Genomic DNA, 25,742 nt, shown 5'->3' on the forward strand with positions numbered 1-25,742 from the left:
GCATGAGCTTCGAAATGTCCCGCAAGCAGTACTCGGAAATGTACGGTCCAACTGTTGGCGATGCCATCCGGTTGGCCGACACCGAACTGCTGTTGGAAATTGAACACGATTACACCACCTATGGCGAGGAAGTAGTCTTCGGCGGTGGAAAAGTCATTCGCGACGGCATGGGGCAAAACGGCCGGTTGACCAGGGGCCAGCAGATCCCGGACACCGTCATCACGAACGTCGTGGTGTTGGACTACTCCGGCATCTACAAAGCAGACGTCGCCCTGCGAGATGGCCACATCTTCAAGATTGGCAAAGCCGGCAACCCAGACATATCCGACGGTATTGACATCACTATCGGAGCCGCAACCGAGATTATCGCTGGCGAGCACAAGATCCTGACTGCGGGTGCCATCGATACCCATATCCACTTCGTCTCGCCCGGCCAGGTCGAGACTGCGCTTGCCAATGGCACCACCACCATGATTGGCGGTGGAACCGGACCAGCCGAGGGAAGCAAGGCAACCAGCCTGACCCCGGGGCCATGGAACATCTCGCGAATGCTGCAAGCGGTCGAGAACCTGCCTATGAATATCGGGTTCCTGGGCAAGGGCCACGCCAGCGGCGAAGCGCCGCTAGTCGAGCAAATCCGCGCTGGTGCCATCGGCCTGAAAATTCATGAAGACTGGGGCGCGACCACGTCATCCATCGACACCTCGTTGAAGGTGGCCGACAAGTATGACGTGCAAGTGGCAATCCACACCGATACCCTGAACGAATGCGGTTTCGTGGAGGACACCATCGAAGCCATCGCTGGGCGAGTCATTCACACCTTCCACACCGAGGGTGCTGGCGGAGGGCATGCCCCGGACATCATTCGCATGGCCGGCTTGCCCAACGTTATCCCCGCCTCGACCAACCCGACATTGCCCTACACGAGCAATACGGTGGACGAGCATCTGGACATGCTGATGGTCTGCCACCACCTGAACCCCGATATTCCAGAAGATGTCGCTTTTGCCGACTCGCGCATTCGTCCTGAGACGATTGCCGCCGAAGACGTCTTGCACGACATGGGCGTCTTTTCCATTACTTCTTCCGATTCCCAGGCCATGGGCCGGGTCGGGGAAGTGGTGCTGCGAACCTGGCAAGTAGCCGATGCGATGAAACGCCAACGCGGCAAGCTGCCCGGCGATCCCGAAGTGGGCGATAACGAGCGCCTGAAGCGCTATGTTGCGAAATACACCATCAATCCGGCCATTGCCCACGGCATCGCTGACTCAATTGGAAGCGTCGAGGAAGGCAAGTTTGCCGACCTCGTGCTGTGGGATCCGGCCTTCTTTGGCGTCAAGCCAGATTTGATTATCAAGGGCGGGCTGATTGTCCAGTCGATCATGGGGGACTCCAATGGGTCCATCCCAACACCGCAGCCACGCACGTTGCGCCCTAGCTTCGGCTCGATGGGCAGTGCCGTCTATGAAAGCTCGATCACGTTCATGTCTCAAGCGGCCATTGAAGATGGAGTCCCGCAACGCCTTGGCCTGCGCAAACTCATCCGACCCTGCCACGGCATTCGCGGTCTAACCAAGGCGGATTTGAAACTCAACGGGAACACCCCTGAGATCAAGGTTGACGCGCAGACCTACGAAGTTTTTGTCGACGGAGAATTGGCAACATGCGAGCCATCGACGCAATTGCCCATGACGCAGCGCTACTTCTTGTTCTAGCCGCTGGCGGAAAATTTTTTGTGAAGGAGAACAATGATTATTGAAAAACTCGTGGGAAATATCCACGAGGATGGCAGCGGACTGCTCGACGGCCGGCATCACGAAAAAGTGGTCCTGCCCAGCGCAGACCTGGTCAAGCGAATCCAACGGGTGAGCACTGATCATGGACGGGAATTGGGCCTGCGCTTAGCACCGGGACCGGACCTGCGCGACGGCGATATATTGCACATTACCGATTCGGAACTCATTACGGTGTCGGTATTGCCCACGGATGTGCTGGTCATTGCGCCGGAGTCGATCTTTGATATGGGTTTCATTGCCCACTCGTTGGGCAATCGGCATCTGCAAGCGCAATTTTTTGACCGCGAATCTGACTATGGTGCTGAAGTGATGGTGGTGCAGTACGACCACACCGTAGAGGACTTCCTCAAGCACCATCATGCACGCTACCAGCGGCAGGAACGCATCATGCCCGTTCCATTCCGACATGCAGAACATACCCACTAGCTCGGGGCCCCTGCTCACCCTGCTGCAACTCTCTGACTCGGCACTGCCTACGGGAGCCTTCAGCCATTCCTTCGGGATGGAATCCTATTTGGAAACCGGGCAAGTGCACGACGAAGCGAGTTTTGCCCACTGGCTGCGCCTGTTTTTGGAGCAATCCTTGACCTACACCGATGGACTGCTGCTGCGCCTTGCATTCGAAGCTGACAACGACCAGCGCATTATCGAACTGGACCGGCTGATTCATGCGTCGGCTTTGCCTCGCCAACTGCGAATTGCAGCACAGAAGATGGGTTCCCGAATGCTAGCCGTGGCATTGGCCGGTTTTGCCGTGCCATCACTGCGCAGCTATCAGCAAGCAGTCCAGGCAGGAACCGGCACCGGGCATCCGGCCATTGCCTTTGCCCTGGCTGCACGTGGCGCCGGTGCGCCGCTTGCCGACGCGCTGAGCAGCTATTTGTTTTCCACCGCGACAAGCCTGACTCAAAACGCCATCCGCGCCATTCCGCTTGGCCAGGATGCTGGCCAGCGTGTCATCCGCCAGATGCACGAGACTGTCAACGCTGCGGTTGCCAAAATTTTCACGCTGGATGATCAGGACCTGGGCGTGGCCACGCCCGGCTTGGAAATAGCGCAGATGCGCCATGAGCACCAGCGGGCGCGCATGTTCATGTCCTGATTATCCACCCCGGCCGTTTCTGCGGTCCCAACTGATTCGAGGAATATTAAAATGGAACCAATTCGCATTGGCATCGGCGGCCCAGTAGGTGCCGGCAAAACTCAGCTCATTGAGCGGATCACGCGCGCCTTGGATGGCGAGATCTCCATGGCAGCAATTACCAATGACATCTACACCATTGAAGACGCCAAGATCTTGGCTGCCAATGGTGTCCTGCCATTGGACAGAATTGTCGGCATTGAAACTGGCGGATGCCCCCATACCGCCATCCGCGAAGACACCTCGATGAACGAAGCGGCAATCGAAGACCTCATAGCCAAGCACGAAGACTTGCAGGTTATTTTTGTCGAGTCGGGTGGCGATAACCTCTCGGCCACGTTCTCGCCCGAGCTGGTGGATTTTTCCATCTACATCATCGATGTGGCGCAGGGAGAGAAGATCCCGCGCAAGGCTGGTCAAGGAATGATCAAGTCTGATCTGTTCATCATCAACAAGACTGATCTGGCACCCTACGTTGGCGCCGATTTGTCGATTATGGAGTCAGACTCCAAGCAGTTCCGTGGAGATAAGCCGTTTTGCTTCACGAACCTGAAGACCGACGATGGCCTGCAGCAAGTGATTGCATGGCTCAAGCACGACGTGCTGATGACGGATCTTGCATAGTGGTTGGGCAACGGCTAACTGGCGAACTTGATCTGCACATTGAACGCAGGGCAGGCAAGGATATAGCCACTCGCCAGTATCATCAGGGGGCGTTGCGGGTACTTCGCCCGCATTACCTCGATAGCACTGCGCAGGTTTGCTACACGGTAGTCAATCCAGGTGGCGGCTACCTCGGCGCGGACAAGTATCGCATAGGCATTGGTGTTGGCTCCTCAGCGAGCGTGCTGCTAACGACTCAATCTGCGACAAAGATCTATCGAACGCCGCAAGGCGAAGCGCAGTCACAGCTGAACATCGAGTTGGGTGAAGACGCTGTGCTGGAGTATCTGCCGGATCAATTAATTGCCTATCGCGACTCCAGCTATCGCCAGGAAACGATCGTGCACATGCACGAGTCCAGTTCTTTGGTGATGTGCGAAATCATCACTCCGGGCTGGAGCCCTGATGGCGAGCTCTTCAAATATCAGCGGATCCGCTTGCGCACCGAAGTGCATATCGGCGGTTACTTGGCGGTGCTCGATAATCTCCTGGTTCAGCCGGATGACCAAGAGGTGGATTCTTTGCTCTATTTGCAGGGATTCAGCCACGTCGGGATGCTCTTGGCCGTAGATGCACGCATCGATGCCGCCTTGGTTGATGACTTGCGAGTTCAGGCCTATGCCGTAGCGGCGCAACAAGGTGAACCGGTCCATGTGGGGATTTCCATGACCGCTGCGGCCGGCCTTTCGGTGCGTACCTTGGGTAAATCGACGCAGTCGGCTGCCGCCGTATTGATGTGCATCGTTAATGAATTGCGCGGCCGGTTGCGCGCCCAGGCGCCCGTTGAATTGCGCAAGTACTAGCAAATAGAAGGTTGATGCAGGCCGGCCAAGGGGAGCACCGCATCGCAGTATCGAGTCAACGAGTTTCGATCGTGGGAAGCGATCAGCACCGCAGCCCCTTCGGCCGCCTTGGTGCGCAATGCGCTCAATATGGCGTTGGTAGTAGCTGGATCCAGGGCAGAAGTTGGCTCGTCGCAGACTATAAGCTTTGGATCCAGGCTCAAGGCCCGGGCCATCAAGGCGCGCTGCAGCTGTCCATCAGAAACTTGGGACGGGAATCGGCTCAGCAGGGTTATGGACAGTTGCACCTGAGCGCTTAAGCGAAGCAATTGGTCTTGATAGCGTTGCGGTACAGGCCGGGATTTGCCATCTCGGAAAGCCAAGGGCGCGGTGATTGTTTCTGCCAGCGTTAGTCGCGGATCCGCAAAATTTCTAGGATTCTGGGGCAGCATGCCGATGTTTCTGCGGACTGCCACAGGGATTTTCGACGTGGCTAACTCTGCGGGGATGGGAATCCCGTCGAAGAAGATCCAGCCCGCGTCTGGGCGCTGTAAAAGTGAGGCAATTGAGAGCAAGCTGCTCTTGCCTGCCCCCGAAGGGGCAGTCAGGCCCAATATCTGGCCCGCAGGAACTATGAGGCTTGTTGGCGGAAAGACTTGGCGCCCTGCCAGCTTCAGTTCTACCGATTCCATTCTCAAGGTCATTTGATGCCCTCCCGGTGGCTGAAAAGCACCTTTGTGGAAATCAACTGGCCATCCTCCATGGTGTGGATGACTCCGGCCAATTGCTCTGCCAAATCAAGATCGTGGGTAACCATCAACACGATGGTGCCGGCATCGGCTGTTTTCCGCAGGATCTGCGCAACGATCAACCGGGTATCTTCATCCAAGGCGCCTGTTGGCTCGTCGAGCACAACGCATGCTGGATCACCGGCTAGCCCGAGCGCTAGCAATGCACGCTGAGCTTGTCCGCCCGACAACTGATGCGGGTAGCGATCCAGGAGGTGGGCGTCCAATCCAAATTGCCGCCAGTAGGCCTCAAGGTTCCCGCCGGTGGCCTGTTGCGAATGTTTTTGAAGTGCCCGCGTGAGCGCTTTGCGCATCGTATGCACCGGATTAAGCGCGGTGGCTGCCGAACCGGGAATGAAGACCAGATCGCTGCCCAGGAATTTTCCAGCCCTGGCGTTGGAGCCTGCGCGCCCGTTGAGTGTCACCATCGATGATGCCTCCAACGAATCTGGCAACAGCCCGGCAATCGAGCGCAGGAACAGGGTCTTGCCTGCTCCTGAAGTTCCCATCAGAACATTGATGGTTCCAGGCTCTGCGCTGATTTCTACCTGCCTGACCAGCAGTTGTTCACCGGCCCGCACCGTTGAGCGAGCACTGAATCCTTGAGAAGGCCTTGGCGCAAACTCAGGGCTGGATTTGAGCGCTTTGAATGCCTTCCCAGGCCGCCTGCGACCAGGAGAACGGCGGCCAGGATCTTGTTGGGCCAATCGGGCAACCGCCCAACAGGCGGTGATCAGCACCGTGGACGGGAAAATCAGCAACCACCAGGCACCGGCGAGGATTCCGCTGCGCGCATCCTCTAAAAGCAATCCGAGCGAGGCTGCCTGAGCGGGAAGCCCCACGCCCAGGAACGACAGGGCCGATTCATGCCACATTGCGTGTGGCACCTGCAGTGCGAAGGCGATTCCAGCCTGCGGCAAAATGGCAGGAATAAGGTGGGTTCTCCATAAGGCCAGCGAGCTGGCCCCGGACGCCGCGCTGAGCCTGACATAGCCGTTTTCTCGTTCTGAGAGCAACTTGGCGCGCACTACTCGGGCCACCTGAGTCCAGTGGGTCAGCCCGATAGAGATGATTATCGCCCAAATCTGTCCGGGCCAAAGCGCCAGGATCACCACCGATAGAAGCAGGTGCGGAATCGCGTTGAGGCCGTCAATTGCACGGCTGATGACGCCATCCACGAATTTTCCGGAGGTGACCGCAACCGTTGCGGCAATGATTCCCATGAGCGTTGCGAAGGTGGCCGAGCCCAGGGCCATTAGCAATGAAACCCGCAGCGCGGCAGCAGTGCGTACCCACAAGTCGCGTCCCAGCTGATCCGTGCCGAATATGCGCGTTGGACCAGGGCGCTGGTAGACGGCGGAAAGGTCCACAGCGCCAACTGCGTTTGGGTTTAGGGCGGGAACAAGAAATGCATAGCCGAGCAGTGCTGCGCACAACAGCGCGGCCGGCATCGAGACACGGAAATTACGCATGGGCCACCCGGGCATCAGCGATCAGATATGCTGCATCGGCCAGGGCATTGCCAGCGAATACGGCAAGGGCTGAGCAAGCCGTCACGGCCGCGAGCAGGGCAAAGTCGCCCGCGATGGCCGAATCGATGACTGCCGAAGCAATTCCAGGCCAGGCGAAAATCGTCTCAATGATGAGAGCGCCGGTTATGAGCTCTCCTAACCGGGATCCGATGACGGTGATGAAGGGCAGCAAAGCTTGCGGCAGCGCTTCCCTTAGCAGTATTTGCGATGCTCCTCTGCCGCGAGCTGCGAGAACCGCATCGGAATCCAGCGCTTCAAACAGTGATGCCCGAAGATTCAGCAGCAGCCACGGCAGCAAGCTGAAAGCCAGGACGCTGGCGGGCAAAATAAGATGGACCATGACTGAACCAGGAGTTGGCCTCGTGCCGGCTGCTGCGATGCCTCCCGTGGGCCAGCCCAGGGGGAGGGCAATCATTGCGATTGCCAGCAAGGCCACCACGAATACCGGTACAGACTGAGCGAGCTGGGCGACAGCTTGGGCGAGACGGTCAAGGAACCCATGACGGTATTTGGCCGCGGCGAGGGACAAGAGCAAGGCAGCCAGGATCGCCATAAGCAGTCCTGTTGCGGTGAGCAGCGCTGTCAGGGGAATACGCTCGGCCAGCACTTGCATTACCGGTCGCGCCGCTATTACGGAGACTCCAAAATCCCCCTGCAAGGCATGTGAGACCCAATGGGTCCAAACCTGGATCCAGGATTGGTCAAAGCCAAGTTCCGCGCGCAATTGGTCGCGCAGGTCCAGGCTGGTGTGGGCGTAGCTTGAACCGAGGTAGCTGGCCAAGGGGTTGAATGGCGCAATGCCGGCCAGCGCAAAGACCACCGCCGTAAGGCCGGCAGTCACCGGTAGCGCGATGAGCATGCGGCGGATCAGCAGCGTGCCAACCAGATTCCAGCGGTGTGCTGCGAAGCGCGCTTTCACTGGTTGGTCCACTGTCCAATTTGCGCCCATGGGCCCCAGGCAGTTCCGTGTTCGTGGGGCTCCAGCAGTGTTCCGGTCGTGTTCCACCGCTGGTGGACGTTGCTGCGCTGGACATAGCTGTGATCCACAAAGGCTATGATCAGCATGGAAGGATCTTCGACGTAGAGTTCCTGCACTTTTTGGTAGGCGCTGGCTCGGGTTTTCGGGTCCGTGCTGGTGCGTCCGGTATGCAGCGCCTGATCCATCAGCTTGTTGGAATAGTGGCTTGGATTGTCGTAGTAAGCGCCGGCATCGGGGTAGCTCGAGTGCAGCATCTTATACAGCTGGGTATCCACGTCGTAGGGCGTATCGCCGCCGCCAAGCATGATCGCATCCTTGCGCACTCGGGGTTCTGCCTGATCAAAGGTTGCAGGTTTAACAATAACTTTGATTCCGTATGCTTCTAATTGCGCAGCGAGGGCCAGCGACAAGTCCCGGCGGAGCGTATCCCCGGGGTTGTAGAGCAGGGTGAATTCCGCGCGTTCTCCGTTTTTGCTGCGCACTCCATCGGCCGCTACCGTCCACCCGGCTTCATCAAGCAGTTGCTGGGCGCGCATCGGATCATGCTCGAAAACGGCCTGCGAATTGTAGTACTTTCCGTATTCCGGGGGAACAAACGTGTACGCAGGACGCCCGGCACCGGCCAATACGCCAGCAACGATCTCGTCGCGGTCTATCGCAAGGTTCAGTGCCAGCCGGACCTTGGGGTCCTTGGTTAGCGGGTGATCGGAGGGCAGCGAAATGCCACGCCAGTCAGCGCTGGTAGCGGTCACCACGTCAAAGCCCTCGCGCTGCGCAAAGCTGGCTGCGAGGCGAGCAGGCAAGACGGTGCCGGTGTAATCAGATCCCGCCATCACTTGCGTGCGCGTATTATCGTCGGCGGATTCGGTGTAGGAGACTTTCCGGACCGCAGGGGCTCCATCCCGGTAGTTTTCATTAGCGCTTAGTACCAAGGACGAGCTGTCGAAGCTTTCTAGCATGTAGGGGCCGGTGCCGATAGGCTCGCGGTTCAGCGATGACTCGCTGACAGGTGTCCGCTCCTGGATTTTTTCGGACGGGGCGATGCCGATGAGCAGAGAAGTCTTGAAGGACACCTGTGGCTCGTGCAGAATGAAGCGCACGCCATCAGGGCCATGAGCCTCCACGGCCGCGAGGTTTTCCAGGGTTCCGGCTAGGGGAGAAGCAGTGCGCGGTTCCTTGATGGCCCGGTAGCTCGCAACGACATCAGCCGGGTCAAAAGGCGTTCCGTCGCTGAATTCGATCCCTTCTCGCAAGGTGATGTCCCAGATGAGTCCATCTGCGGAAATTGAAGGCTCGTCTTGTGCGAGCAGCGGCACGATCTCAGGCAAGGCATCCGGCTCGCCTCGGAGCGTGAAGAGGGATTCATTGATTTTCCCGATGCCGTTGTTATCAAATCCCGCCAGCGGATTGAGCGTGGACGGCAGTGCCGGGGTGAGCAAATTTACGCTGGAATCGACCGATGCGTCCGTGCTGGCTACCTGGCACCCGCTGCAGACAATTACGATGGGTAGGAGAATCGCTGTGGCCCGGGAAATCGGCTGGCGCACGGTGCATGGGTCCTTTCGGAAAAGGTGGGGTGCTTGATGTTCTCAGAATACATGTGTTCGTTCAGACAGATGTCTGTGTGACCCGATGTTTTCCCATCAGAACAGGAGTGGAGAACAGTGGCTGAGATAGAACTGGAAAAAATAGGTTCCGAGGCGCTCTCAAAGGTTCAGGCAACGATTCCCGAGTGGATCGAGGTGTTTTCCCTGTGTGCTGATGAAACGCGCATCAGGCTTCTCATAGCGATGCATGCCGCGCCCGGCTCGTCTGTCACCCAGCTGGCTGAAGCGACCGGCCTGTCGCCTAATACGGTCACCCAGGCCCTTTCGACGCTTCATCGCGCTGGCGTCATTCAAGTAGAGCGGGACGGGAAGTACCGGCGCTGGCGGCTAGTGCACCCGGGAATTCATCAATTGCTGCATCAGCTGCAGGCACCGCACTCGGTGCTGCACCCCGAGCATTAGCCGGGGGTGCCATTGCCCGGCGTTGCAGCGAGGCGCAAAGAAGCCCTGGCGCCGATCATTCCACCATGGGGTTCTTGATCGGCGGCCAGGGCCGCCTTTGACTCGACCTTGTAGCCTAGCGCTTGCGCACTACGCGGGTCTCGTCCCATACCGGTTCTGCTGATTCGTAGACCTTGCCGTCCGAACCGAAGACCAGGAACCGGTCGAAGCTCTTGGCAAACCAGCGGTCATGCGTGACCGCTAGAACCGTTCCTTCAAATGCATTGATGGCTCGTTCAAGCGCTTCGCCGGAGTGCAAGTCCAGGTTGTCGGTCGGCTCGTCCAGGAGCAGCAAGGTCGCCCCGGAGAGCTGCAGCAGCAGAATTTGGAAACGGGCCTGTTGTCCACCGGAGAGCGACTCGAACTTCTGCTCGGACTGCCCGGCCAGCCCGTAGCCGTCCAATGCGCCGGCCGCTGCCTCACGAGGCAAACCGGAGCGATGCTCATCGCCGCGATGCAAAATCTCAAGCAGCGTCCGGCCAAAAAGGTCCGGGCGCGTGTGGGTTTGAGCGAAATAGCCTGGTCTGATCCTTGCACCGAGTTTAACTGTGCCCTCGTGTTCAACCCTGTCGATCACGATGTCCGAAACTGGCAAGTGCTCGCGTTCCGGGTCGCTGCCGCCGCTGGCCAGCAAGCGCAAGAAGTGGGACTTGCCAGAACCATTGGAGCCCAGAACCCCCACACGGTCGCCAAACCAAATCTCGGCGGAGAAGGGGTTCATCAGGCCGGTGAGTTCAAGTTTTTCTGCCACCACGGCGCGTTTGGCTGTGCGTCCTCCCTTGAGCCGCATATTCACGTTCTGTTCCAGCGGAATTGCCTGTGGAGGACCAGCCTCCAAGAACTTTTCCAAGCGGGTGGTGGCCGCATGGTATCGATTGGCCATGTCTGAGCGGAAGGCGGCCTTGGTCTTGTACATGTTGACCAGTTCCTTGAGCTTGGCATGCTCTTCGTCCCAGCGCTTGCGCAGTTCCTCGAAGCGTTCGTTGCGTTCTTGCCGGGCTTCAACATAGCTGCCGAATGAGTCGCCATGGATCCAGGCCGTAGCTCCGCCATGCCCTGGTTCCAGGGTGACGATGCGGGTCGCTGCATTATTCAGAAGTTCACGGTCGTGGCTGATGAACAGCACCGTTTTGGGGGAGTTGCGCATCTTCTCTTCGAGCCAGCGCTTTCCGGGGACATCAAGATAGTTGTCCGGTTCATCGAGCAGCAGCAGGTCATCGTTGCCTTCGAAGAGCGCCTCGAGAACGAGGCGCTTCTGCTCGCCGCCAGATAAGGTCCGGGCCAAGCGATGTGAAGCAGCATCGAATTCCACGCCGAGAGCTGCCATGCAGACCTTGTCCCAGGTGGTTTCCAGCTCGTATCCGCCAGCGTCACCCCATTCGATGATGGCTTCGGCGTAGCGCATGTGGACTTTTTCGTCCTCGCTGGTGAGCATCAGCTCCTCGTACTTGGCCACCTTGTCCGCCGCTTTGGCCAGTGCGGGAGCTGCGGTGGAAAGCAGGAGTTCCTTGACCGTTGTCTCGTCGCGCACCTGGCCGACAAACTGGCGCATGATCCCCAGCGATCCGGTGCGGTTGATCGAGCCTTCGTCGGCTTTGAGGTCGCCAGCGATGATTTTGAACAGCGTGGTTTTACCCGTGCCGTTGGGCCCGATCAAGGCTGTCTTGGTTCCTGCGGAAACCTTAAAGGTGACACCGCCCAGCAGCTGGGTGCCGTCGGAGAGGAAATACTGGATGTCAGTCACGTCAATATGAGCCACCGAACCATCCTATCCGAGGGGCAGGGTCGCGTTTTGCCGGGCGGTGCGTGCAGGTCAGTTGTACTTGTAGAATCCTTCGCCCGTGGCTACGCCAAGTTTGCCGTGATCGATGTATTCGTTTTTCAGCAGCTCGGCGAACTTCTTGCTGGTTTCATCGCCATGGCTGGAGATGTGATAGGCGGTATTCAATCCAACGATGTCGTAGATTTCAAAGGGTCCGTAAGGGGCGCCGGTACCCAGTTTCCAGGTGGTGTCAATGGTAGAGGCGTCGGCAACTTCGTTGACCAATAGGTGGCTGGCGGACTCCAGGAATGGAACGAGCAATGAATTGAGCACATAGCCTGGTTGTTCCTTGAGCACCCGGATGGGGACCAGCCCGGTGCGTTCTGCAAAATCGACCACAGCCTCGTAGGCTTCTGTGCTGGTGCTGGCGGTGCCCATGACTTCGCCGGTGTTGTTCTTCCAGATGTTGTTGGCGTAGTGCAATGCCAAGAATTTTTCGGGCCGGCCGGTGAACGGCGCGATGTCCGAGGGCAGCAACGTTGAGGAGTTGGTCGCAAAGATGGTGTGCTGCGGGGCGAGCGCGGCCAGCTTTTGGTAAGTCTGTTCCTTGATTTCCAAGTTTTCCGGAACAGCTTCGATGACTAGGTCTGCGCCTTTGACGGCTTGGGCCAGGTCTGTCGTCAGCTGGATTGACTCCCGAGCCGCTTGGGCCTTGGCGGGGTCGCCAAAAAATGAGGCATATTCGGCTACCAGTGCATCGAGGCGTCCGGAGGCTGCGTGAAGGGCTTCATTGCTGATGTCGAAGCCGATGACTGGCACGCCGTGGTAGGCGGTTTGGAAGAGGATCTGTGAACCGAGAACCCCAGTGCCCAGCACGGTTGTATTTGTCAGTTGCATGTTAATCTCCTTGAAAATTGAAGTTTCATTGTGAGTCTGCGCTTTTAGTTGAAGCAATGCAACTAAATGTGAGGAGTGGAACCATTCGACATGTACCGTCCTGCCGGTGTCCGCCTTTCGTTCATCAGCAATTAGCCCGCTACTGAGAATCTTGGGAGGAAACAACTAGTACTTCATAAGGGAGAAGCCGGTGCATCGCGCTGCAGGTAAAAGTATTGGATTAGTCGCGGCTGCGATCCTAGCCGCCAGCATTAGCACCCCCGCCAGCGCTGACACCAGCGAATATTTTGAGCGGGTCGCCACGTATCCGGTGTACGAAAACCATCCGGACGGTGCTGAAGGTACCACCGCGGCAGAAATTTCCACCGTTTCAGAAGATGGCAATACCCTGATCTATTCGGATGCCCTCTCGCGAAGTGTCGGTTTTGTCGACATTTCTGATCCGGCGAAACCTCAAGGCCTGGGACTGCTGGGGTTGCATCAACTTGGCAGTGCCGAAGACGAGCCAACGAGCGTTGCAGCCTACGGGCCGTACGTGTTTGTTGTCGTCAATACCTCCGCAAGCTACAGCGAACCCTCCGGACGGGTGGACGTTGTGCGCATCGCAGACCGCTCGCTTGCGCATAGCTTCGAGTTGCCCGGACAGCCGGATTCGATCGCAATCTCCAAAGACGGCGCGTATGCAGGCATCGCCATCGAGAACGAACGCGATGAGGATGCCGGCGACGGCGGGCTTCCCCAAGCGCCTGCCGGTTCCGTGGCCATCCTGGATCTCAAGGCGGACAACCCAGAAGAGTGGAATCTGCGCGAAGTCCCATTGACTTCTGGAACACCAAGCGATCCCCGAGCATTGCCGCTCTTGGCAAAAGCCGGCCTGGACACCCCACAGGACCCGGAGCCAGAGTATGTGAGCATCAATTCTGAAAACCAGCTGGCGGTAACCCTCCAAGAAAACAACGGCATGGTGCTTATCGACATGCCAAGCGGCAAGCTCAAGCGGGCTTTCAGCACTGGCACTGTCGACCTTCAAGGAATCGACTCGACCGACGACGGCCAACTCGATGCCGATGGCTCACTGCAGAATGTTCCGCGAGAACCGGATGCTGTCGCCTGGCTCCAAGACCGCTATTTGGCCACCGCCAATGAAGGCGATTGGAAGGGCGGGAGCCGCGGCTTTTCGATCTTCGATTCACGCACGGGAAAGGTAGTTTGGGACTCCGGAAATACCCTTGAACAACTCGCGCTAGCCCAGGGCCTCTACCCCGAAAGCCGTGCGGACAAAAAGGGTGTCGAGCCTGAAGGCCTTGCTATTGCACAGTTCAACGGCGTCGACTACGGATTTGTTGCCGCAGAACGGGCGAACTTTGTCGCCGTCTATGACCTGTCCAATCCAAAGTCTCCGCGTTATGTGCAGACTTTGCCCAGCACCAACGGGCCAGAAGGGATCCTGCCCATTCCAGAACGCGGACTGCTTGCGGTCGCTTCTGAAACCGATGAGGACGATGTGCGTTCCGCGCTCAGCCTCTACTCCTTCGGAGCCGACCAGGCGCAATTCCCGCAACTTGTATCAAACCAGAACTCGCTAGTTCCATTTGGGGCGCTCAGCGGACTGAGCCCTGACCCGAAAGATCCGGGCAAGCTCTACGCGGTCAGCGATAACGCCTATGCGGCACAGATTTATGGCATCACCCTTGGCAAGCCGGCAACTGTCGACCACTCGATTTCCGTCACCGGTGCAAGCGTGGAATTGGACCTTGAAGGGCTGGCTGCACGTGAAGACGGTGGTTTCTGGGCGGCCCATGAAGGAGCCGAGGGAACTGGGAACCTGCTGGTGAAAATCGATGACTCTGGCGCGGTGGTTGAAGAAGTCGCATTGCCGGAAGATGTTGTCGGCCCGCTTCAGAAGCAGGGCCTGGAAGGCGTGGCAGTGCGGGGAAGCGGTGATGATGAGCAGGTGATCTTCGCATTGCAACGAGAAGTCCCGGGCGAGTCATTTGTCCGCCTTGGCAAATATCTTCCTGCCACCGGCTCGCTTAACTGGTATGGGTACCAGTTGGATAAGCCAGCCGAAGATTCCTGGAATGGGCTCTCGGAGATCACAGCGCTGCCGGACGGCTCCTATGCCGTCATCGAACGTGACAACCAGGTAGGTCCAGCAGCTCAGCACAAGGCGATATACCAAGTGGAACTGCCCGGGGGCGAAGCCAAGGGTGCCGGTTCAGGCATAATCATGGTGGACAAGAAGCTTGCTTTCGATGTCTTGCCGGTGCTTGAAGCGACCCGCGGATGGACCCAGGAGAAGCTTGAAGGCCTGGCCGTGGCAGGGGAAGAAGTCTATGTTGCCACTGACAACGATGCGGTAGACGACGCCACCGGCGAAACTGTCTTCGCCTCTCTAGGCAAAGCATCAAGCGTCTTCGACCTTGAATCCGGCAGTCCAACCCCAACGCCGGAACCAAGCGAATCATCGCCAGTGCCGTCGCCTTCGGAGGATGCAGCAGAGCCTGGGCCGTCGCAGCCTGCGCAAGAACCCGAGGCGGAAGACCAGGACTCGGCCTCGGGCGAATCAAGCAGCATTGATCCGGAAAAAGTTGTGCAAGCTGAACCAGAAGGGAATCTGGCAGATACCGGTGCCGATAGCTTGTGGCTGATTCCAGTCGGACTGGTGGTCGCATTGCTCGGTGCGGCCGCGGCATTCAAATCAGCGCGCGAACGCAGGGCCAAGTAGCCAGTAGGGAAAGTAGCGCAGAAACGACTCAAGGCGTGGCATCCGTGGATGCCACGCCTTGAGCCCATATCCCTGGGGCTAGAAAACCTAGTTCTTCTTCTGCACCTGGGAGAGAACTACGGCCGCTACTGCTGCAACAATCAGCGAGACAATCAGGAACTTGCCTCCCTTGCAGGACTTCTCCTTAGGCGCCAGATTCTTCTGCGCGGTCTGGACGGCATTCTGCACAGAGGTGCGTGCACGCTGGGCAGCCTTGGAATTTCCGGTGACGTTTTCGATCAGGTGGGAACCTGCCTTGCTGATGGCATCAGCATTGACACTGGAAACAGCCTCCGTCCAGCCGCCACGGATTTCCTTGGGCAGCTCTTCCTTGGCAGCCTTGGCGAGTTTCGCCAACGACTTTTCAACTTCTTTAAAGCTCTTAGCAGTCTTCGACATGTTTTCCTCTCTGATGGACCTTTGGGCCTCGCCTTCCACACTATCCAGACAGGGGATGGCTCTCAAGCGTACGGCGTTGCGCTCAGTGAGAACTCAGGATTCGCCGGATGCGGGTGCGCAGTGCGCTGAGCAGGCATATCAGCATCAGGGCTGCGGCGACGAGGCAAACGGTGGCAAACACCGGAGAAGTGTCGTGTCCCGAGTATCGATCAAGAATGATCCAGGCCAGAACCCACAGCGCTCCGGCATTCAGATAAATGCCCATCGGGTTCTTGAAGGTGACCGCGCACAAAAACAGGGCGAGCAAGATCAATGCCAGCGCGCTGGCCCCCTTGAACATCAACGCATCCGGGTTGCCATGGTGCATTGCGGCGAAGGCCAGTGCCTCGGCAACGATAATGACCGACAACCAACCGGCGAAGAGCCCGAAGCACGCCCTGGTGACCCAGCGGTCAATGTGCTGCACCAGAACGCTGCGGTCAATGGCCAGCACAATGCGAGCCAATACCGCCAGCAGCGCCAGGCCAGCAATCAGGCTCACGCCGATCAATTCGCGTTGCAGGCACAAGACCCACATCGCGTTGAGCAGCACCATGCCCAGGACCCAGGGACGGATCTTCCGGTGTATTTCGATGTGCCAGCGCGATAGCCCCTGCCAGATTGCATATGCGCCCAGCGCCGCCATCAACCCAAGCCAGGGGAACAGCCCGATGAGCGGCACCGAACTGGCAGTTGCGTCCTGCCCTAGCCAGCCGCCGGCAATATCCTCAAGGGCGGGAGCGGTGAGCACCGCCCAAACGGCCCAGCCTAGTCCAAGGAGCATGAGCGCGGCATAACCACCAGAAACCAGCTTTAATTCCACAATTTTGAATTTATCACGCCGGCTGTGTTCTGGCACGATGCCACCGCTACAGTGGAAGAATGACTGATCTTTGGGTGCGACATGCAATTTCCCAGCTCAACGCCGACGCGAATCGCAGCGCTGACACTCACCTGCTCCGCTTCGAACTGCCCGCCTCGTGGGGAATCGAACTGTATTTGAAGGATGAATCGGTGCACCCCACCGGTTCGCTCAAGCACCGGCTGGCCCGCTCGCTGATTCTCTATGGCCTGGTGAACGGACGGATCACCGAGGGCACTACCTTGGTGGAAGCCTCCAGCGGCTCAACAGCGGTCTCCGAGGCCTACTTCGCCCGGATGCTGGGACTGGATTTCATTGCCGTGGTCCCGGCTTCGACGAGCACCGAGAAAATTAATCTCATCGAGTTCTATGGAGGACGCTGCCATTTGGTCGACGGGGCCGGGCAGGTTGATGCCGCGGCTCGAGAATTGGCCGCAGAATGCCAGGGGTACTATCTGGACCAGTTCACCTATGCTGAACGGGCCACCGACTGGCGCGGCAACAACAATATCGCCGAATCGGTGTACGCGCAGATGTCCGCCGAGCCGCATCCGATCCCTAGCTGGATTGTCGTGGGAGCAGGCACCGGCGGCACCAGCGCGACCTTCGGCCGCTACGCCCGCTACAAGCAGCATGAAACATGCATCTGCGTCGCCGATCCCGAAGGATCCTCCTTCTATGAAGGGTGGCGGACCGGCAATCTGGCGTACGCCACCGGCACCGGGTCGCGGATCGAAGGCATTGGCCGGCCCAAGGTTGAAGCCTCCTTCATGCCCGGGGTGATCGATCACATGGTGCAGGTTCCCGACGCTGCCTCGTTGGCGGCCATGCATTTCCTGCGGGCCACCACGCGCTACTTCGCTGGCGGTTCCACCGGCACCAATCTGTATGCCGCCTTCGGGATCATCGCCCAAATGCTCCAGCGCGGGGAACATGGCAGCGTGGTCACGCTGATCTGCGACTCCGGCGAGCGCTACGCGAACACCTATTACAACCAGCAATGGCTCGATGAACAGGGCTTGGACCTGGAGCCGTACACCGGCCAGCTGGAGCAGTTCATCGAGAAAGGCGTGTGGAACAGCCCAGAACGCTAGCTAGCTGGTGCGGGATGCGGGCATCAGGCCGGTGGTGTTCTTGCGCTGGTGCACCGAGAAATAGCCCAGGCCGCCGTCCCCGGCGATGAACTGGCGCTGGCTGTGCGCGGGCAGGTAGACGATGTCACCGACCGCCAGGTCGATCTGCCCGCTATCGGTGCGCAGCACGCCCGAGCCGGCGAGGACATGCAGCAGCACATCCAGCTCTGGGCCCTGGTGCTGACCGATCTGCTCGCCGGGAGCCAGCGAGATGACGTTGGCATCCAGCCCCCGTTCTGCCGGCTCCAATTTCCACAGCGCCCCGTTGCGTTCTCCGATGGGAAGTTCTGCGGTGTTGGCCATGCGGCGCGGTTCGTTGCTCATGGCACCAGCCTAGCCAAGCGACGGCGGTCTTTTGCGCCATGGGCCAGCTGGATCCTGGGCCGCACCGGTGGTGTGCGGCGCGACACCTGGGGGTGTGTCTGGCGGAACCCGGCTTGGCGCCGCATATCCATGGCACAAGGCAGAACTGCGCAGTAGGGTGGGCAATAGACCCACTGGAAAATTGTGTGCAGGAGGAATGTTTTGCCTAACGTAGCCGACCACCTGATTGAACAGCTCGACACCCAGGGGGTGCGCCGAATCTACGGCATCCCGGGCGACTCGCTCAATGGCCTGACCGATGCCTTGCGGGAGAACGGGCACATGGAATGGGTGCACCACCGCCATGAGGAAGCTGCCGCCTTCGCTGCCGCGGCTGAAGCGGAAATCACCGGAGAGCTGGCGGTCTGCGTGGGCTCATGCGGACCGGGCAACCTGCACCTGATCAACGGGCTCTACGACGCGAATCGCTCCCGGGTTCCGGTGCTGGCCATTGCCGCGCAGATCCCCACCGAGGAGATCGGCTCCAACTATTTCCAGGAAACCAATCCGGTGGAAGTTTTCCGCGGCTGCTCGGTCTACGCAGAGCAGGTTTCCGATGTCAAGCAGATGCCGAGGATCTTGCGCATCGCCATGCGCGAGGCCATCGAAAAGCGCGGGGTCGCCGTGCTGGTGATTTCCGGAGACGTGGCCCTGTCGGAAATGGAGCGCACCGCCACCCAGCGCATCGCCAAGACCAGCCCCCGGGTCCTGCCCAATGAGCAGGAGCTGGAGCAGGCCGCAGAGATCCTTGAGGAGTCGCGGAAGGTCACCATCCTGGCCGGTGCCGGGGTGGCCGGTGCCCATGACGAGGTGATCGCGCTGGCGGACAAGCTGGCGGCCCCGATCGTGCACGCCGTGCGCGGCAAGGATCATATCGAGTACGACAACCCCTTTGATGTGGGGATGACCGGCCTGCTGGGCTTTGCCTCAGGGGCCAAGGCCATCGCGGAATGCGATGTGCTGCTCATGCTGGGCACCGACTTCCCGTACCAGCAGTTCTATCCGCAGGATGCCACGATCATCCAGGTGGATATCCGCGGCGAGCAGATTGGCCGCCGCACCCGGGTGGATGTTCCGCTGGTGGGCACGGTGAAGGACACTGCTGCCGCCCTGAATGCGCTGCTGCCGGTGCAAACTCATCGCAAGCACCTGGATAATGCCTTGGAGCATTACCGCAAGACCAGAGCCAAGCTCGATGAATTGGCCACAGGATCCAAGCCGGGCGCGGCAATTCATCCGCAGTACCTGGCCCGGCTGATCGACCAGGCCGCTGATGAAGACACGATCTTCACCGCGGATGTCGGCTCGCCGGTGATCTGGGCGGCCCGTTACCTGACGATGACCGGCAAGCGGCGGGTCCTGGGTTCCTTCAACCATGGCTCCATGGCCAACGCGCTGTGCCACGCGCTCGGAGCCCAGGCGATCGACCGCAATCGGCAAGTGATTGCCTTTGCCGGCGATGGCGGGTTGTCGATGATGCTCGGCGAGTTGCTGACCGCGACCCAGAACAAGCTGCCGGTGAAGATCGTGGTCTTCAATAATTCCTCGTTGAACTTTGTCGAGCTGGAAATGAAGGCGGCTGGATTCGTCACCTATGCCACCGACCTGCACAACCCGGATTTTGGCGCCGTTGCCACCGCCGCGGGGTTGAAGGGCTATCGGGTGGATGACTCCGCCCAGCTGGAATCCACCATCAGGGAGTTCTTGGCGCACGATGGCCCGGCGGTGCTCGACGTTGTCACCGACCGCCAGGAGATGTCGATGCCGCCGAACATCAAGCTGGAACAGGCCAAGGGCTTTGCGCTCTACGCCATCCGCACGGTGCTTTCGGGACGCGGGGACGAATTGCTGGATCTGGCGAAGACCAATTGGCGGCAAATGTTCTAGGCGTTTATGCCTATGCTTGTTGCTGGCGCCTTTTTGGCGCCAGCAACACTTTTGCAGATCGAGAAAGTTGGCGTTTTGACTTCGCAACCCGCAGCCGCCCATGCGGCTACTACCGAGGATTTCATTCGCAACCTGGCAGCGGTCAACCAGCGCATCGCCGCCGCGTGCACTGCTGCGGGCCGCGAGTTCGATTCCGTGCGCTTGCTGCCGGTGACCAAGACCATCGGCATCGAACGCCTGGAACTGGCTATTGCCGCCGGGGTGGATACCTTGGGGGAGAACAAGGTGCAAGAGGCGCAAGGCAAGTACGAGAGCTTCCATGAGCGTTTCCCGCACCTGCGCTATGCCGTCATCGGCCCCCTGCAGACGAACAAGGCGAAGTTCGTGGCGCAGTTCGCCGACGAGTTCCACGCCCTGGACTCCTTGAAGCTTGCCCAGACGCTGCAACGCCGTTTGGAGCTGGAGGATCGCACGCTGGAAGTTTTCATCCAGGTCAATACGTCCGGCGAGGAAAGCAAATCGGGGGTTCTGGCTTCCGAAGCCGCCGGGCTGCTGGCTTCCTTGGCGCCGCTGGATCGGCTCACGCCGGTGGGGCTGATGACCATGGCGGCCAACACCAGCGACGAGCAACAGGTTCGCAGTAGCTTCGCCTCCTTGCGCCACACCTTGCAACAGCTGCAGCCAGATGCCCCCGAGGGCTTCAAACACCTGTCGATGGGCATGAGCGGCGACTATGAGCTCGCTATCGCCGAAGGCGCCACCGTGGTGCGTGTGGGCCAAGGGATCTTCGGAGCGCGCAACTACGCCTGAACAATGGGTGGCCTGGCTTCTACCAAGGTGCAGCGCAAAGGGCGGACGGCTGGAAACAGCTGGCCGTCCTTTGCGCTGCGTTGTGCACAGTGCGATCGCAGGCAGGCCAAACTGTCGGTCGCGCGAGCGAAACTACATGTAGTGGCAGCCCATGGGAGGGCGCAACTAGATATGGGAGTGGAACACGCCGAGGAACATCTCACAACAAGAATTTTTAAACCACATGCGTCAGTGGCAGGGCTGTGGACAAAGTCGGGCAGACCGCGAGAAATCGCGGTTTAAACGGGGTCGAATATCCACAGTTCCTGTGGACGTTGCGGGGGAAGAATGACATACTTGTAATACATCATGTTGTGGCCGCTTGACCGGCAAAACACAACATGTAGTATTGAACCCGTTGGTGCGGCTCGCACCAGTAGCACCTCGGAAACCCTGTTTTTGAGGCATCCGAAAGGACAGCTGGGACTTTCCCTCAACAAGAGGGAATCCGGCCAACATCAAGAATTTCTAAAGGGGATCAGGGACATGGCCATCACGGTTTACACGAAGCCTTCCTGCGTTCAGTGCAACGCTACTTACCGCGCGTTGGATAAGAAGGGTGTCGAGTACAACAAGGTTGACATCTCACAGGATGCCACTGCCTTGGAACACGTACGTGGCTTGGGGTACATGCAGGCACCTGTCGTCGTTACCGACGATGATCACTGGTCGGGCTTCCGCCCAGACAAGATCGAATTGCTGGCTCCAGCCAACTAGAGCACGAGCCCATTCCGCTCACTTTGCAGTGGAGGCGAAAGAGGATGTCACCCACAGCTCTTGCTGACAAGCAGAACGCTGAGGCCCGCGAACCAGTCGAGTTCACGAAATCGAATCTGATTTACTTTTCATCGGTTTCGGAGAACACCAAGAGATTCGTGGAAAAACTTGAGATGGATGCGGCTCGGATTCCGGTTTTTGCGACCGAACCGCAGCTCATCTCCACTGCTCCGTATGTATTGCTCATCCCCACCTACGGTGGAGAACGAGGCAAGCATTCAATTGTCCCGCAAATTATGAAGTTCCTGCGGCATGACGAAAATCGGGCAAACCTTCGCGGTGTAATCGGCGCGGGAAACACAAACTTCGGCGAGTACTACTGCATCGCGGCTAAGCGTATTGCCCAGAAATGCAGCGTACCCGTACTTTATACATTCGAACTTATGGGAACCTCGGAAGACGTTCTCAACGTCAAAGAAGGGCTTGAAACCTTTTGGACACCAGCGTCGCAGAATTGGCAGGAACGATGACGAGCTCAAAGGAGCTCCCAGCCCAGTTCCAGGGCTTGAGCTACAACGATCTGAACGCCATGCTGAACCTTTACGGTCCAGATGGAAAGATCCAGTTCGAGGTGGACCGCTATGCAGCCCGCCAGTACTTCCTGGATCACGTGAACAACAACACCGTGTTCTTCCACGATCTTGACGAGAAGCTCGAATACCTCGTGAAGCACGAATACTACGAGCGCGAAACGCTTGACCAGTACTCGATGAACTTCATCCGCGACTTGTTCAAACATGCCTTCAACAAGAAGTTCCGTTTCGAAACCTTCTTGGGCGCGTTCAAGTTCTACACCTCGTACACCCTCAAGACTTTTGATGGCAAGCGCTATCTGGAACGCTACGAAGACCGCGTATGCATGGTTGCCCTGCACCTGGCTCGTGGCGACGAGAAGCTGGCTACCCAGCTGGTTGATGAAATCATCGACGGCCGCTTCCAGCCTGCAACCCCTACCTTCCTCAACGCCGGCAAGGCGCAGCGTGGCGAACTGGTTTCCTGCTTCCTGCTTCGCATTGAAGACAACATGGAATCGATCGCCCGTGCGGTGAACTCCTCGCTGCAGCTGTCCAAGCGCGGCGGCGGCGTGGCCCTGTCGCTGACCAACCTGCGTGAGCACGGTGCACCGATCAAGCAGATCGAGAACCAGTCCTCCGGCGTCATCCCGGTAATGAAGCTTCTGGAAGATTCTTTCTCCTACGCTAACCAGCTTGGCGCACGCCAGGGTGCCGGTGCCGTGTACCTGAACGCACACCACCCTGATATCTACCGCTTCTTGGACACCAAGCGCGAGAACGCGGATGAGAAGATCCGCATTAAGACCCTGTCGCTGGGTGTTGTCATCCCGGATGTCACCTTCGAGCTGGCCCGCAAGAACGAAGACATGTACCTCTTCAGCCCGTACGACGTGGAACGCGTTTACGGCGTGCCATTCAGCGAAATCTCGGTAACTGAGAAGTACTACGAGATGGTCGATGACTCGCGGATCAAGAAGACCAAGATCAGCGCGCGTGAATTCTTCCAGACCCTGGCAGAGATCCAGTTTGAGTCCGGCTACCCGTACATCATGTTCGAGGACACCGTGAACAAGGCCAACCCGATTGCTGGCCGCATCACGATGTCGAACCTCTGCTCGGAGATCTTGCAGGTTTCCTCGGCCTCCGAATTTGGCGACGACTTGAGCTACTCCAAGATTGGCAAGGATATTTCTTGCAACTTGGGCTCGATGAACATTGCCAAGGCCATGGACGGCAAGAACCTTGCCGGTTCGGTTGAAATTGCCATTCGGGCATTGAGCGCAGTGTCGGACATGTCCTACATCGCTTCGGTACCTTCGATTGCCGACGGCAACAAGAAGTCGCACGCTATCGGCCTGGGCCAGATGAACCTGCATGGCTTCCTTGCCCGCGAGCACATCTACTATGGTTCCGAAGAAGGCATCGATTTCACCAACATCTACTTCTACACGGTCCTGTTCCACGCCTTGAGCGCATCGAACAAGATCGCCATGGAACGTGGTGAGACCTTCGATAATTTCGAGAACTCGAAGTACGCGTCGGGAGAATTCTTCGACAAGTACACCGATCAGCAGTGGGCTCCGGCCACGGAGCGCGTGCGCGAACTCTTCGCAGACATCCACATTCCTACCCAGGAAGACTGGAACGCTCTGAAGGCTTCGGTCATGGAGCACGGCATCTACAACCAGAACCTGCAGGCTGTGCCTCCCACCGGTTCGATCTCGTACATCAACAACTCGACTTCCTCGATCCACCCGGTCGCAGCGAAGATCGAGATCCGCAAGGAAGGTAAGATCGGCCGCGTTTACTACCCGGCTCCTTACATGAACAACGAAAACATCGATTTCTACGAGGATGCCTACGAAATCGGCTACGAGAAGATCATTGACACCTACGCCGCTGCAACCCAGCACGTGGACCAGGGCTTGTCGCTGACCTTGTTCTTCAAGGACACCGTCACCACTCGTGACATCAACAAGGCCCAGATCTACGCATGGCGCAAGGGCATTAAGAGCCTGTACTACATTCGCCTGCGCCAGATGGCCCTGGAAGGCACCGAAGTTGAGGGTTGCGTTTCCTGCGCACTGTAACCCGGAACTTCAGGCTGCGGCCAAGGCCTTAGCTAACTGAGCAACCAGCTGCCAATTCTCCAAGAGAATTGGCAGCTGGTTGTATTTAAATGCCTAGTCAAAGGCGATAAGACGGCAAAAATCACAGAGTCAAAGGTTATGTTTTAAGGCGCAGAAGCGGTAGGATTTAAGCCAGTCTGACTGTATATTTTTTGCATATTTTCTGCTGATCGATGAGGGGCAATGACCGAGAAGATTCAGCTCACCCACAAGGTTGAAGCTATCAACTGGAACCGTATCCAGGACGAGAAGGACGTGGAGGTATGGAACCGCCTCGTTAATAACTTCTGGCTTCCCGAGAAGGTGCCGCTGTCCAACGACATCCAGTCGTGGGCGACCTTGACCGAAGATGAAAAGCTGCTGACCATGCGCGTGTTCACCGGCTTGACCTTGCTGGACACCTTGCAGGGAACCGTTGGTGCGGTCTCGCTGATCCCGGATGCGATCACCCCGCATGAAGAGGCCGTGTACACCAACATCGCCTTCATGGAATCGGTGCACGCCAAGAGCTACTCCTCGATCTTCTCGACCTTGGCCTCGACCAAGGAAATCGATGAGGCTTTCCGCTGGTCCACGGAGAACGTGAACCTGCAGAAGAAGGCGCAGATCATTGAGAGCTACTACCACGGTGAAGATCCGCTCAAGCGCAAGATCGCCTCGACCCTGCTCGAATCGTTCCTGTTCTACTCGGGCTTCTACCTGCCAATGCACTGGTCCTCGCACGCGAAGCTGACCAACACCGCAGACTTGATCCGCCTGATCATCCGTGACGAGGCTGTTCACGGATACTATATCGGCTACAAGTTCCAGAAGGGCCTGGAAGGCGCCAGCGAAGAGCGCAAGCAGGAACTGAAGGACTACACCTTCGAGCTGATGTTCGAGCTGTACGAAAACGAAGTCCAGTACACCCATGATCTTTATGATCCAGTAGGCCTGTCCGAGGACGTCAAGAAGTTCCTGCACTACAACGCCAACAAGGCCCTGATGAACCTGGGCTACGAGGCAATGTTCCCTGCAACCGTCACCGACGTGTCACCAGCCATCTTGGCTGCGTTGAGCCCGAACGCCGACGAGAACCACGACTTCTTCTCGGGATCCGGTTCTTCGTACGTTATCGGCAAGGCCGTGAACACCGAAGACGAGGACTGGGACTTCTAGTTCAGAATCTTAGAATGGCCTGAATCGGCCAACCAGCGGCCAGGACTTGCAGCATTCTGCAAGTCCTGGCCGTTTTTATGCCCATCTATTGGCAGCGGTGACCCAATAATATTTTGTGAAAATTCCGGAAGATCTGCGCGGGTACCCGTAGCACCTTTGTGCGCAGGAAGAAGCGGGAAAACACCCGGCGATGCACCATTTGCGGATAGTCAATCAGCGGTTGGGCCCTGCACCTTGGCTCTCGCCCGCCGGCTAAGACGCAAAGATGTCTCGGCTTCAATGCCGTCGATTCCGTCCCGGTGGAACTGAACCATTCCTCCATGTTAAAAGAGGGCAACCGATCGCTGCCAGAGGCGAGCGATATGCTGCTGCGGGAGCAGCCGAGCCCCGTCGTATTAGTGAGCCCGCCGTCGAATAATGCTGTTTGAGCCACCCACTGTGCCAGGCTCACGGGTAGGCGCGGCAATTCCTCCTCA

23 protein-coding genes are annotated in these 25,742 nt (G+C 58.3%); 14 read left to right on the forward strand and 9 right to left on the reverse strand.

Annotated features, from left to right (window positions below; genetic code table 11):
• Positions 1-2: 2 nt before the first annotated feature.
• The 5 genes from ureC to ACT7DV_RS14750 are packed head-to-tail and all read left to right on the forward strand — an operon-like array spanning position 3 to position 4,403.
• Positions 3-1,715: an urease subunit alpha gene (gene ureC / locus ACT7DV_RS14730; RefSeq protein WP_444663661.1), complete on the forward strand. Its 1,713-nt coding sequence runs from the start codon at positions 3-5 to the stop codon at positions 1,713-1,715.
• 33 nt (positions 1,716-1,748) lie between these two features.
• The gene (ureE, locus tag ACT7DV_RS14735) at positions 1,749-2,222 is read left to right on the forward strand and encodes an urease accessory protein UreE (RefSeq protein WP_444663663.1); all 474 of its coding nucleotides are present in this window, start codon (positions 1,749-1,751) and stop codon (positions 2,220-2,222) included.
• Positions 2,203-2,898 (forward strand): urease accessory protein UreF, encoded by a 696-nt coding sequence (locus ACT7DV_RS14740; protein ID WP_444663665.1) that lies wholly within the window; start codon positions 2,203-2,205, stop codon positions 2,896-2,898. Before ureE ends, ACT7DV_RS14740 begins: the two co-directional genes overlap by 20 nt.
• Positions 2,899-2,949: 51 nt before the next feature.
• Positions 2,950-3,561 carry an urease accessory protein UreG gene (gene ureG, locus ACT7DV_RS14745; RefSeq protein ID WP_444663667.1) on the forward strand — a complete coding sequence of 204 codons (612 nt, stop codon included), beginning with the start codon at positions 2,950-2,952 and terminating at the stop codon, positions 3,559-3,561.
• Positions 3,522-4,403: an urease accessory protein UreD gene (locus tag ACT7DV_RS14750; protein WP_444663669.1), complete on the forward strand. Its 882-nt coding sequence runs from the start codon at positions 3,522-3,524 to the stop codon at positions 4,401-4,403. The genes ureG and ACT7DV_RS14750 overlap by 40 nt, the downstream gene beginning before the upstream one ends.
• On the opposite strand, the gene ACT7DV_RS14755 is transcribed toward ACT7DV_RS14750, so the two are convergent.
• Genes ACT7DV_RS14755 through ACT7DV_RS14770 form a run of 4 tightly spaced genes read right to left on the reverse strand, consistent with a single transcriptional unit; the run spans position 4,400 to position 9,228 of the window.
• Positions 4,400-5,086: an ATP-binding cassette domain-containing protein gene (locus ACT7DV_RS14755; RefSeq protein ID WP_444663670.1), complete on the reverse strand. Its 687-nt coding sequence runs from the start codon at positions 5,084-5,086 to the stop codon at positions 4,400-4,402. The genes ACT7DV_RS14750 and ACT7DV_RS14755 overlap by 4 nt on opposite strands.
• Positions 5,083-6,642, reverse strand: coding sequence for an ABC transporter permease subunit (locus ACT7DV_RS14760; protein WP_444663672.1), 1,560 nt, complete (start codon positions 6,640-6,642; stop codon positions 5,083-5,085). Before ACT7DV_RS14760 ends, ACT7DV_RS14755 begins: the two co-directional genes overlap by 4 nt.
• Entirely contained in the window at positions 6,635-7,633 is a 999-nt protein-coding gene (locus ACT7DV_RS14765; protein WP_444663674.1) for an ABC transporter permease, read from the reverse strand. Before ACT7DV_RS14765 ends, ACT7DV_RS14760 begins: the two co-directional genes overlap by 8 nt.
• Positions 7,618-9,228 carry an ABC transporter substrate-binding protein gene (locus ACT7DV_RS14770; RefSeq protein ID WP_444663675.1) on the reverse strand — a complete coding sequence of 537 codons (1,611 nt, stop codon included), beginning with the start codon at positions 9,226-9,228 and terminating at the stop codon, positions 7,618-7,620. Before ACT7DV_RS14770 ends, ACT7DV_RS14765 begins: the two co-directional genes overlap by 16 nt.
• Positions 9,229-9,345: 117 nt before the next feature.
• Here ACT7DV_RS14770 and ACT7DV_RS14775 point away from each other — a divergent pair, with 117 nt between their 5' ends.
• Complete coding sequence (locus ACT7DV_RS14775) at positions 9,346-9,690, forward strand: metalloregulator ArsR/SmtB family transcription factor (protein ID WP_195182181.1); 345 nt, start codon at positions 9,346-9,348, stop codon at positions 9,688-9,690.
• Positions 9,691-9,805: 115 nt separating this feature from the next.
• Here ACT7DV_RS14775 and ACT7DV_RS14780 read toward each other — a convergent pair whose 3' ends face one another.
• Both ACT7DV_RS14780 and ACT7DV_RS14785 read right to left on the reverse strand, forming a co-directional pair.
• Positions 9,806-11,488, reverse strand: coding sequence for an ABC-F family ATP-binding cassette domain-containing protein (locus ACT7DV_RS14780; RefSeq protein WP_444663677.1), 1,683 nt, complete (start codon positions 11,486-11,488; stop codon positions 9,806-9,808).
• A 54-nt stretch (positions 11,489-11,542) separates the two neighbouring features.
• On the reverse strand, positions 11,543-12,388 hold the full coding sequence (locus ACT7DV_RS14785; RefSeq protein WP_444663679.1) for a 3-hydroxyacyl-CoA dehydrogenase: 846 nt from the start codon (positions 12,386-12,388) through the stop codon (positions 11,543-11,545).
• A gap of 190 nt (positions 12,389-12,578) precedes the next feature.
• Here ACT7DV_RS14785 and ACT7DV_RS14790 point away from each other — a divergent pair, with 190 nt between their 5' ends.
• Positions 12,579-15,116: an esterase-like activity of phytase family protein gene (locus ACT7DV_RS14790; protein ID WP_444663681.1), complete on the forward strand. Its 2,538-nt coding sequence runs from the start codon at positions 12,579-12,581 to the stop codon at positions 15,114-15,116.
• An 87-nt stretch (positions 15,117-15,203) separates the two neighbouring features.
• Here the strand turns inward: ACT7DV_RS14790 and ACT7DV_RS14795 are convergent, their stop codons facing one another.
• Complete coding sequence (locus ACT7DV_RS14795; protein WP_444663683.1) at positions 15,204-15,554, reverse strand: hypothetical protein; 351 nt, start codon at positions 15,552-15,554, stop codon at positions 15,204-15,206.
• A gap of 82 nt (positions 15,555-15,636) precedes the next feature.
• Positions 15,637-16,416, reverse strand: coding sequence for a hypothetical protein (locus ACT7DV_RS14800; protein ID WP_444663685.1), 780 nt, complete (start codon positions 16,414-16,416; stop codon positions 15,637-15,639).
• Positions 16,417-16,475: 59 nt separating this feature from the next.
• Here ACT7DV_RS14800 and ACT7DV_RS14805 point away from each other — a divergent pair, with 59 nt between their 5' ends.
• Complete coding sequence (locus ACT7DV_RS14805) at positions 16,476-17,549, forward strand: PLP-dependent cysteine synthase family protein (protein ID WP_444663687.1); 1,074 nt, start codon at positions 16,476-16,478, stop codon at positions 17,547-17,549.
• Here the strand turns inward: ACT7DV_RS14805 and ACT7DV_RS14810 are convergent, their stop codons facing one another.
• On the reverse strand, positions 17,550-17,912 hold the full coding sequence (locus ACT7DV_RS14810; RefSeq protein WP_444663689.1) for a cupin domain-containing protein: 363 nt from the start codon (positions 17,910-17,912) through the stop codon (positions 17,550-17,552). It abuts the gene before it with no gap.
• A 201-nt stretch (positions 17,913-18,113) separates the two neighbouring features.
• On the opposite strand from ACT7DV_RS14810, the gene poxB reads away from it, so the two are divergent.
• The 6 genes from poxB (at position 18,114) to nrdF (ending at position 25,266) form a co-directional block, all read left to right on the forward strand.
• Positions 18,114-19,838 (forward strand): ubiquinone-dependent pyruvate dehydrogenase, encoded by a 1,725-nt coding sequence (poxB, locus tag ACT7DV_RS14815; RefSeq protein ID WP_444663691.1) that lies wholly within the window; start codon positions 18,114-18,116, stop codon positions 19,836-19,838.
• Positions 19,839-19,913: 75 nt separating this feature from the next.
• Positions 19,914-20,648, forward strand: coding sequence for a YggS family pyridoxal phosphate-dependent enzyme (locus ACT7DV_RS14820; protein WP_444663692.1), 735 nt, complete (start codon positions 19,914-19,916; stop codon positions 20,646-20,648).
• A 525-nt stretch (positions 20,649-21,173) separates the two neighbouring features.
• The gene (nrdH, locus tag ACT7DV_RS14825) at positions 21,174-21,404 is read left to right on the forward strand and encodes a glutaredoxin-like protein NrdH (protein ID WP_060703392.1); all 231 of its coding nucleotides are present in this window, start codon (positions 21,174-21,176) and stop codon (positions 21,402-21,404) included.
• 44 nt (positions 21,405-21,448) lie between these two features.
• The gene (nrdI, locus tag ACT7DV_RS14830; protein WP_060701736.1) at positions 21,449-21,934 is read left to right on the forward strand and encodes a class Ib ribonucleoside-diphosphate reductase assembly flavoprotein NrdI; all 486 of its coding nucleotides are present in this window, start codon (positions 21,449-21,451) and stop codon (positions 21,932-21,934) included.
• Positions 21,931-24,069, forward strand: coding sequence for a class 1b ribonucleoside-diphosphate reductase subunit alpha (nrdE, locus tag ACT7DV_RS14835; RefSeq protein ID WP_146275220.1), 2,139 nt, complete (start codon positions 21,931-21,933; stop codon positions 24,067-24,069). The genes nrdI and nrdE overlap by 4 nt, the downstream gene beginning before the upstream one ends.
• A gap of 222 nt (positions 24,070-24,291) precedes the next feature.
• On the forward strand, positions 24,292-25,266 hold the full coding sequence (gene nrdF / locus ACT7DV_RS14840) for a class 1b ribonucleoside-diphosphate reductase subunit beta (RefSeq protein WP_060701734.1): 975 nt from the start codon (positions 24,292-24,294) through the stop codon (positions 25,264-25,266).
• Positions 25,267-25,742 lie beyond the last annotated feature (476 nt).

It is taken from the genome of Glutamicibacter sp. TV12E, assembly GCF_052441935.1.
Taxonomy (GTDB): Bacteria; Actinomycetota; Actinomycetes; order Actinomycetales; family Micrococcaceae; genus Glutamicibacter.

Bases quoted from the DNA above. Each gene is read 5' to 3' on its own strand.
- ureG (WP_444663667.1), top strand. From the start codon at position 2,950: ATGGAACCAATTCGCATTGGCATCGGCGGCCCAGTAGGTGCCGGCAAA.
- nrdI (WP_060701736.1), top strand. From the start codon at position 21,449: ATGTCACCCACAGCTCTTGCTGACAAGCAGAACGCTGAGGCCCGCGAA.
- ACT7DV_RS14750 (WP_444663669.1), top strand. From the start codon at position 3,522: ATGGCTCAAGCACGACGTGCTGATGACGGATCTTGCATAGTGGTTGGG.
- nrdH (WP_060703392.1), top strand. From the start codon at position 21,174: ATGGCCATCACGGTTTACACGAAGCCTTCCTGCGTTCAGTGCAACGCT.
- ureE (WP_444663663.1), top strand. From the start codon at position 1,749: ATGATTATTGAAAAACTCGTGGGAAATATCCACGAGGATGGCAGCGGA.
- nrdF (WP_060701734.1), top strand. From the start codon at position 24,292: ATGACCGAGAAGATTCAGCTCACCCACAAGGTTGAAGCTATCAACTGG.
- ACT7DV_RS14805 (WP_444663687.1), top strand. From the start codon at position 16,476: ATGACTGATCTTTGGGTGCGACATGCAATTTCCCAGCTCAACGCCGAC.
- ACT7DV_RS14760 (WP_444663672.1), bottom strand. From the start codon at position 6,642: ATGCGTAATTTCCGTGTCTCGATGCCGGCCGCGCTGTTGTGCGCAGCA.
- ureC (WP_444663661.1), top strand. From the start codon at position 3: ATGAGCTTCGAAATGTCCCGCAAGCAGTACTCGGAAATGTACGGTCCA.
- ACT7DV_RS14810 (WP_444663689.1), bottom strand. From the start codon at position 17,912: ATGAGCAACGAACCGCGCCGCATGGCCAACACCGCAGAACTTCCCATC.
- ACT7DV_RS14785 (WP_444663679.1), bottom strand. From the start codon at position 12,388: ATGCAACTGACAAATACAACCGTGCTGGGCACTGGGGTTCTCGGTTCA.
- ACT7DV_RS14755 (WP_444663670.1), bottom strand. From the start codon at position 5,086: ATGACCTTGAGAATGGAATCGGTAGAACTGAAGCTGGCAGGGCGCCAA.
- nrdE (WP_146275220.1), top strand. From the start codon at position 21,931: ATGACGAGCTCAAAGGAGCTCCCAGCCCAGTTCCAGGGCTTGAGCTAC.
- ACT7DV_RS14740 (WP_444663665.1), top strand. From the start codon at position 2,203: ATGCAGAACATACCCACTAGCTCGGGGCCCCTGCTCACCCTGCTGCAA.
- ACT7DV_RS14795 (WP_444663683.1), bottom strand. From the start codon at position 15,554: ATGTCGAAGACTGCTAAGAGCTTTAAAGAAGTTGAAAAGTCGTTGGCG.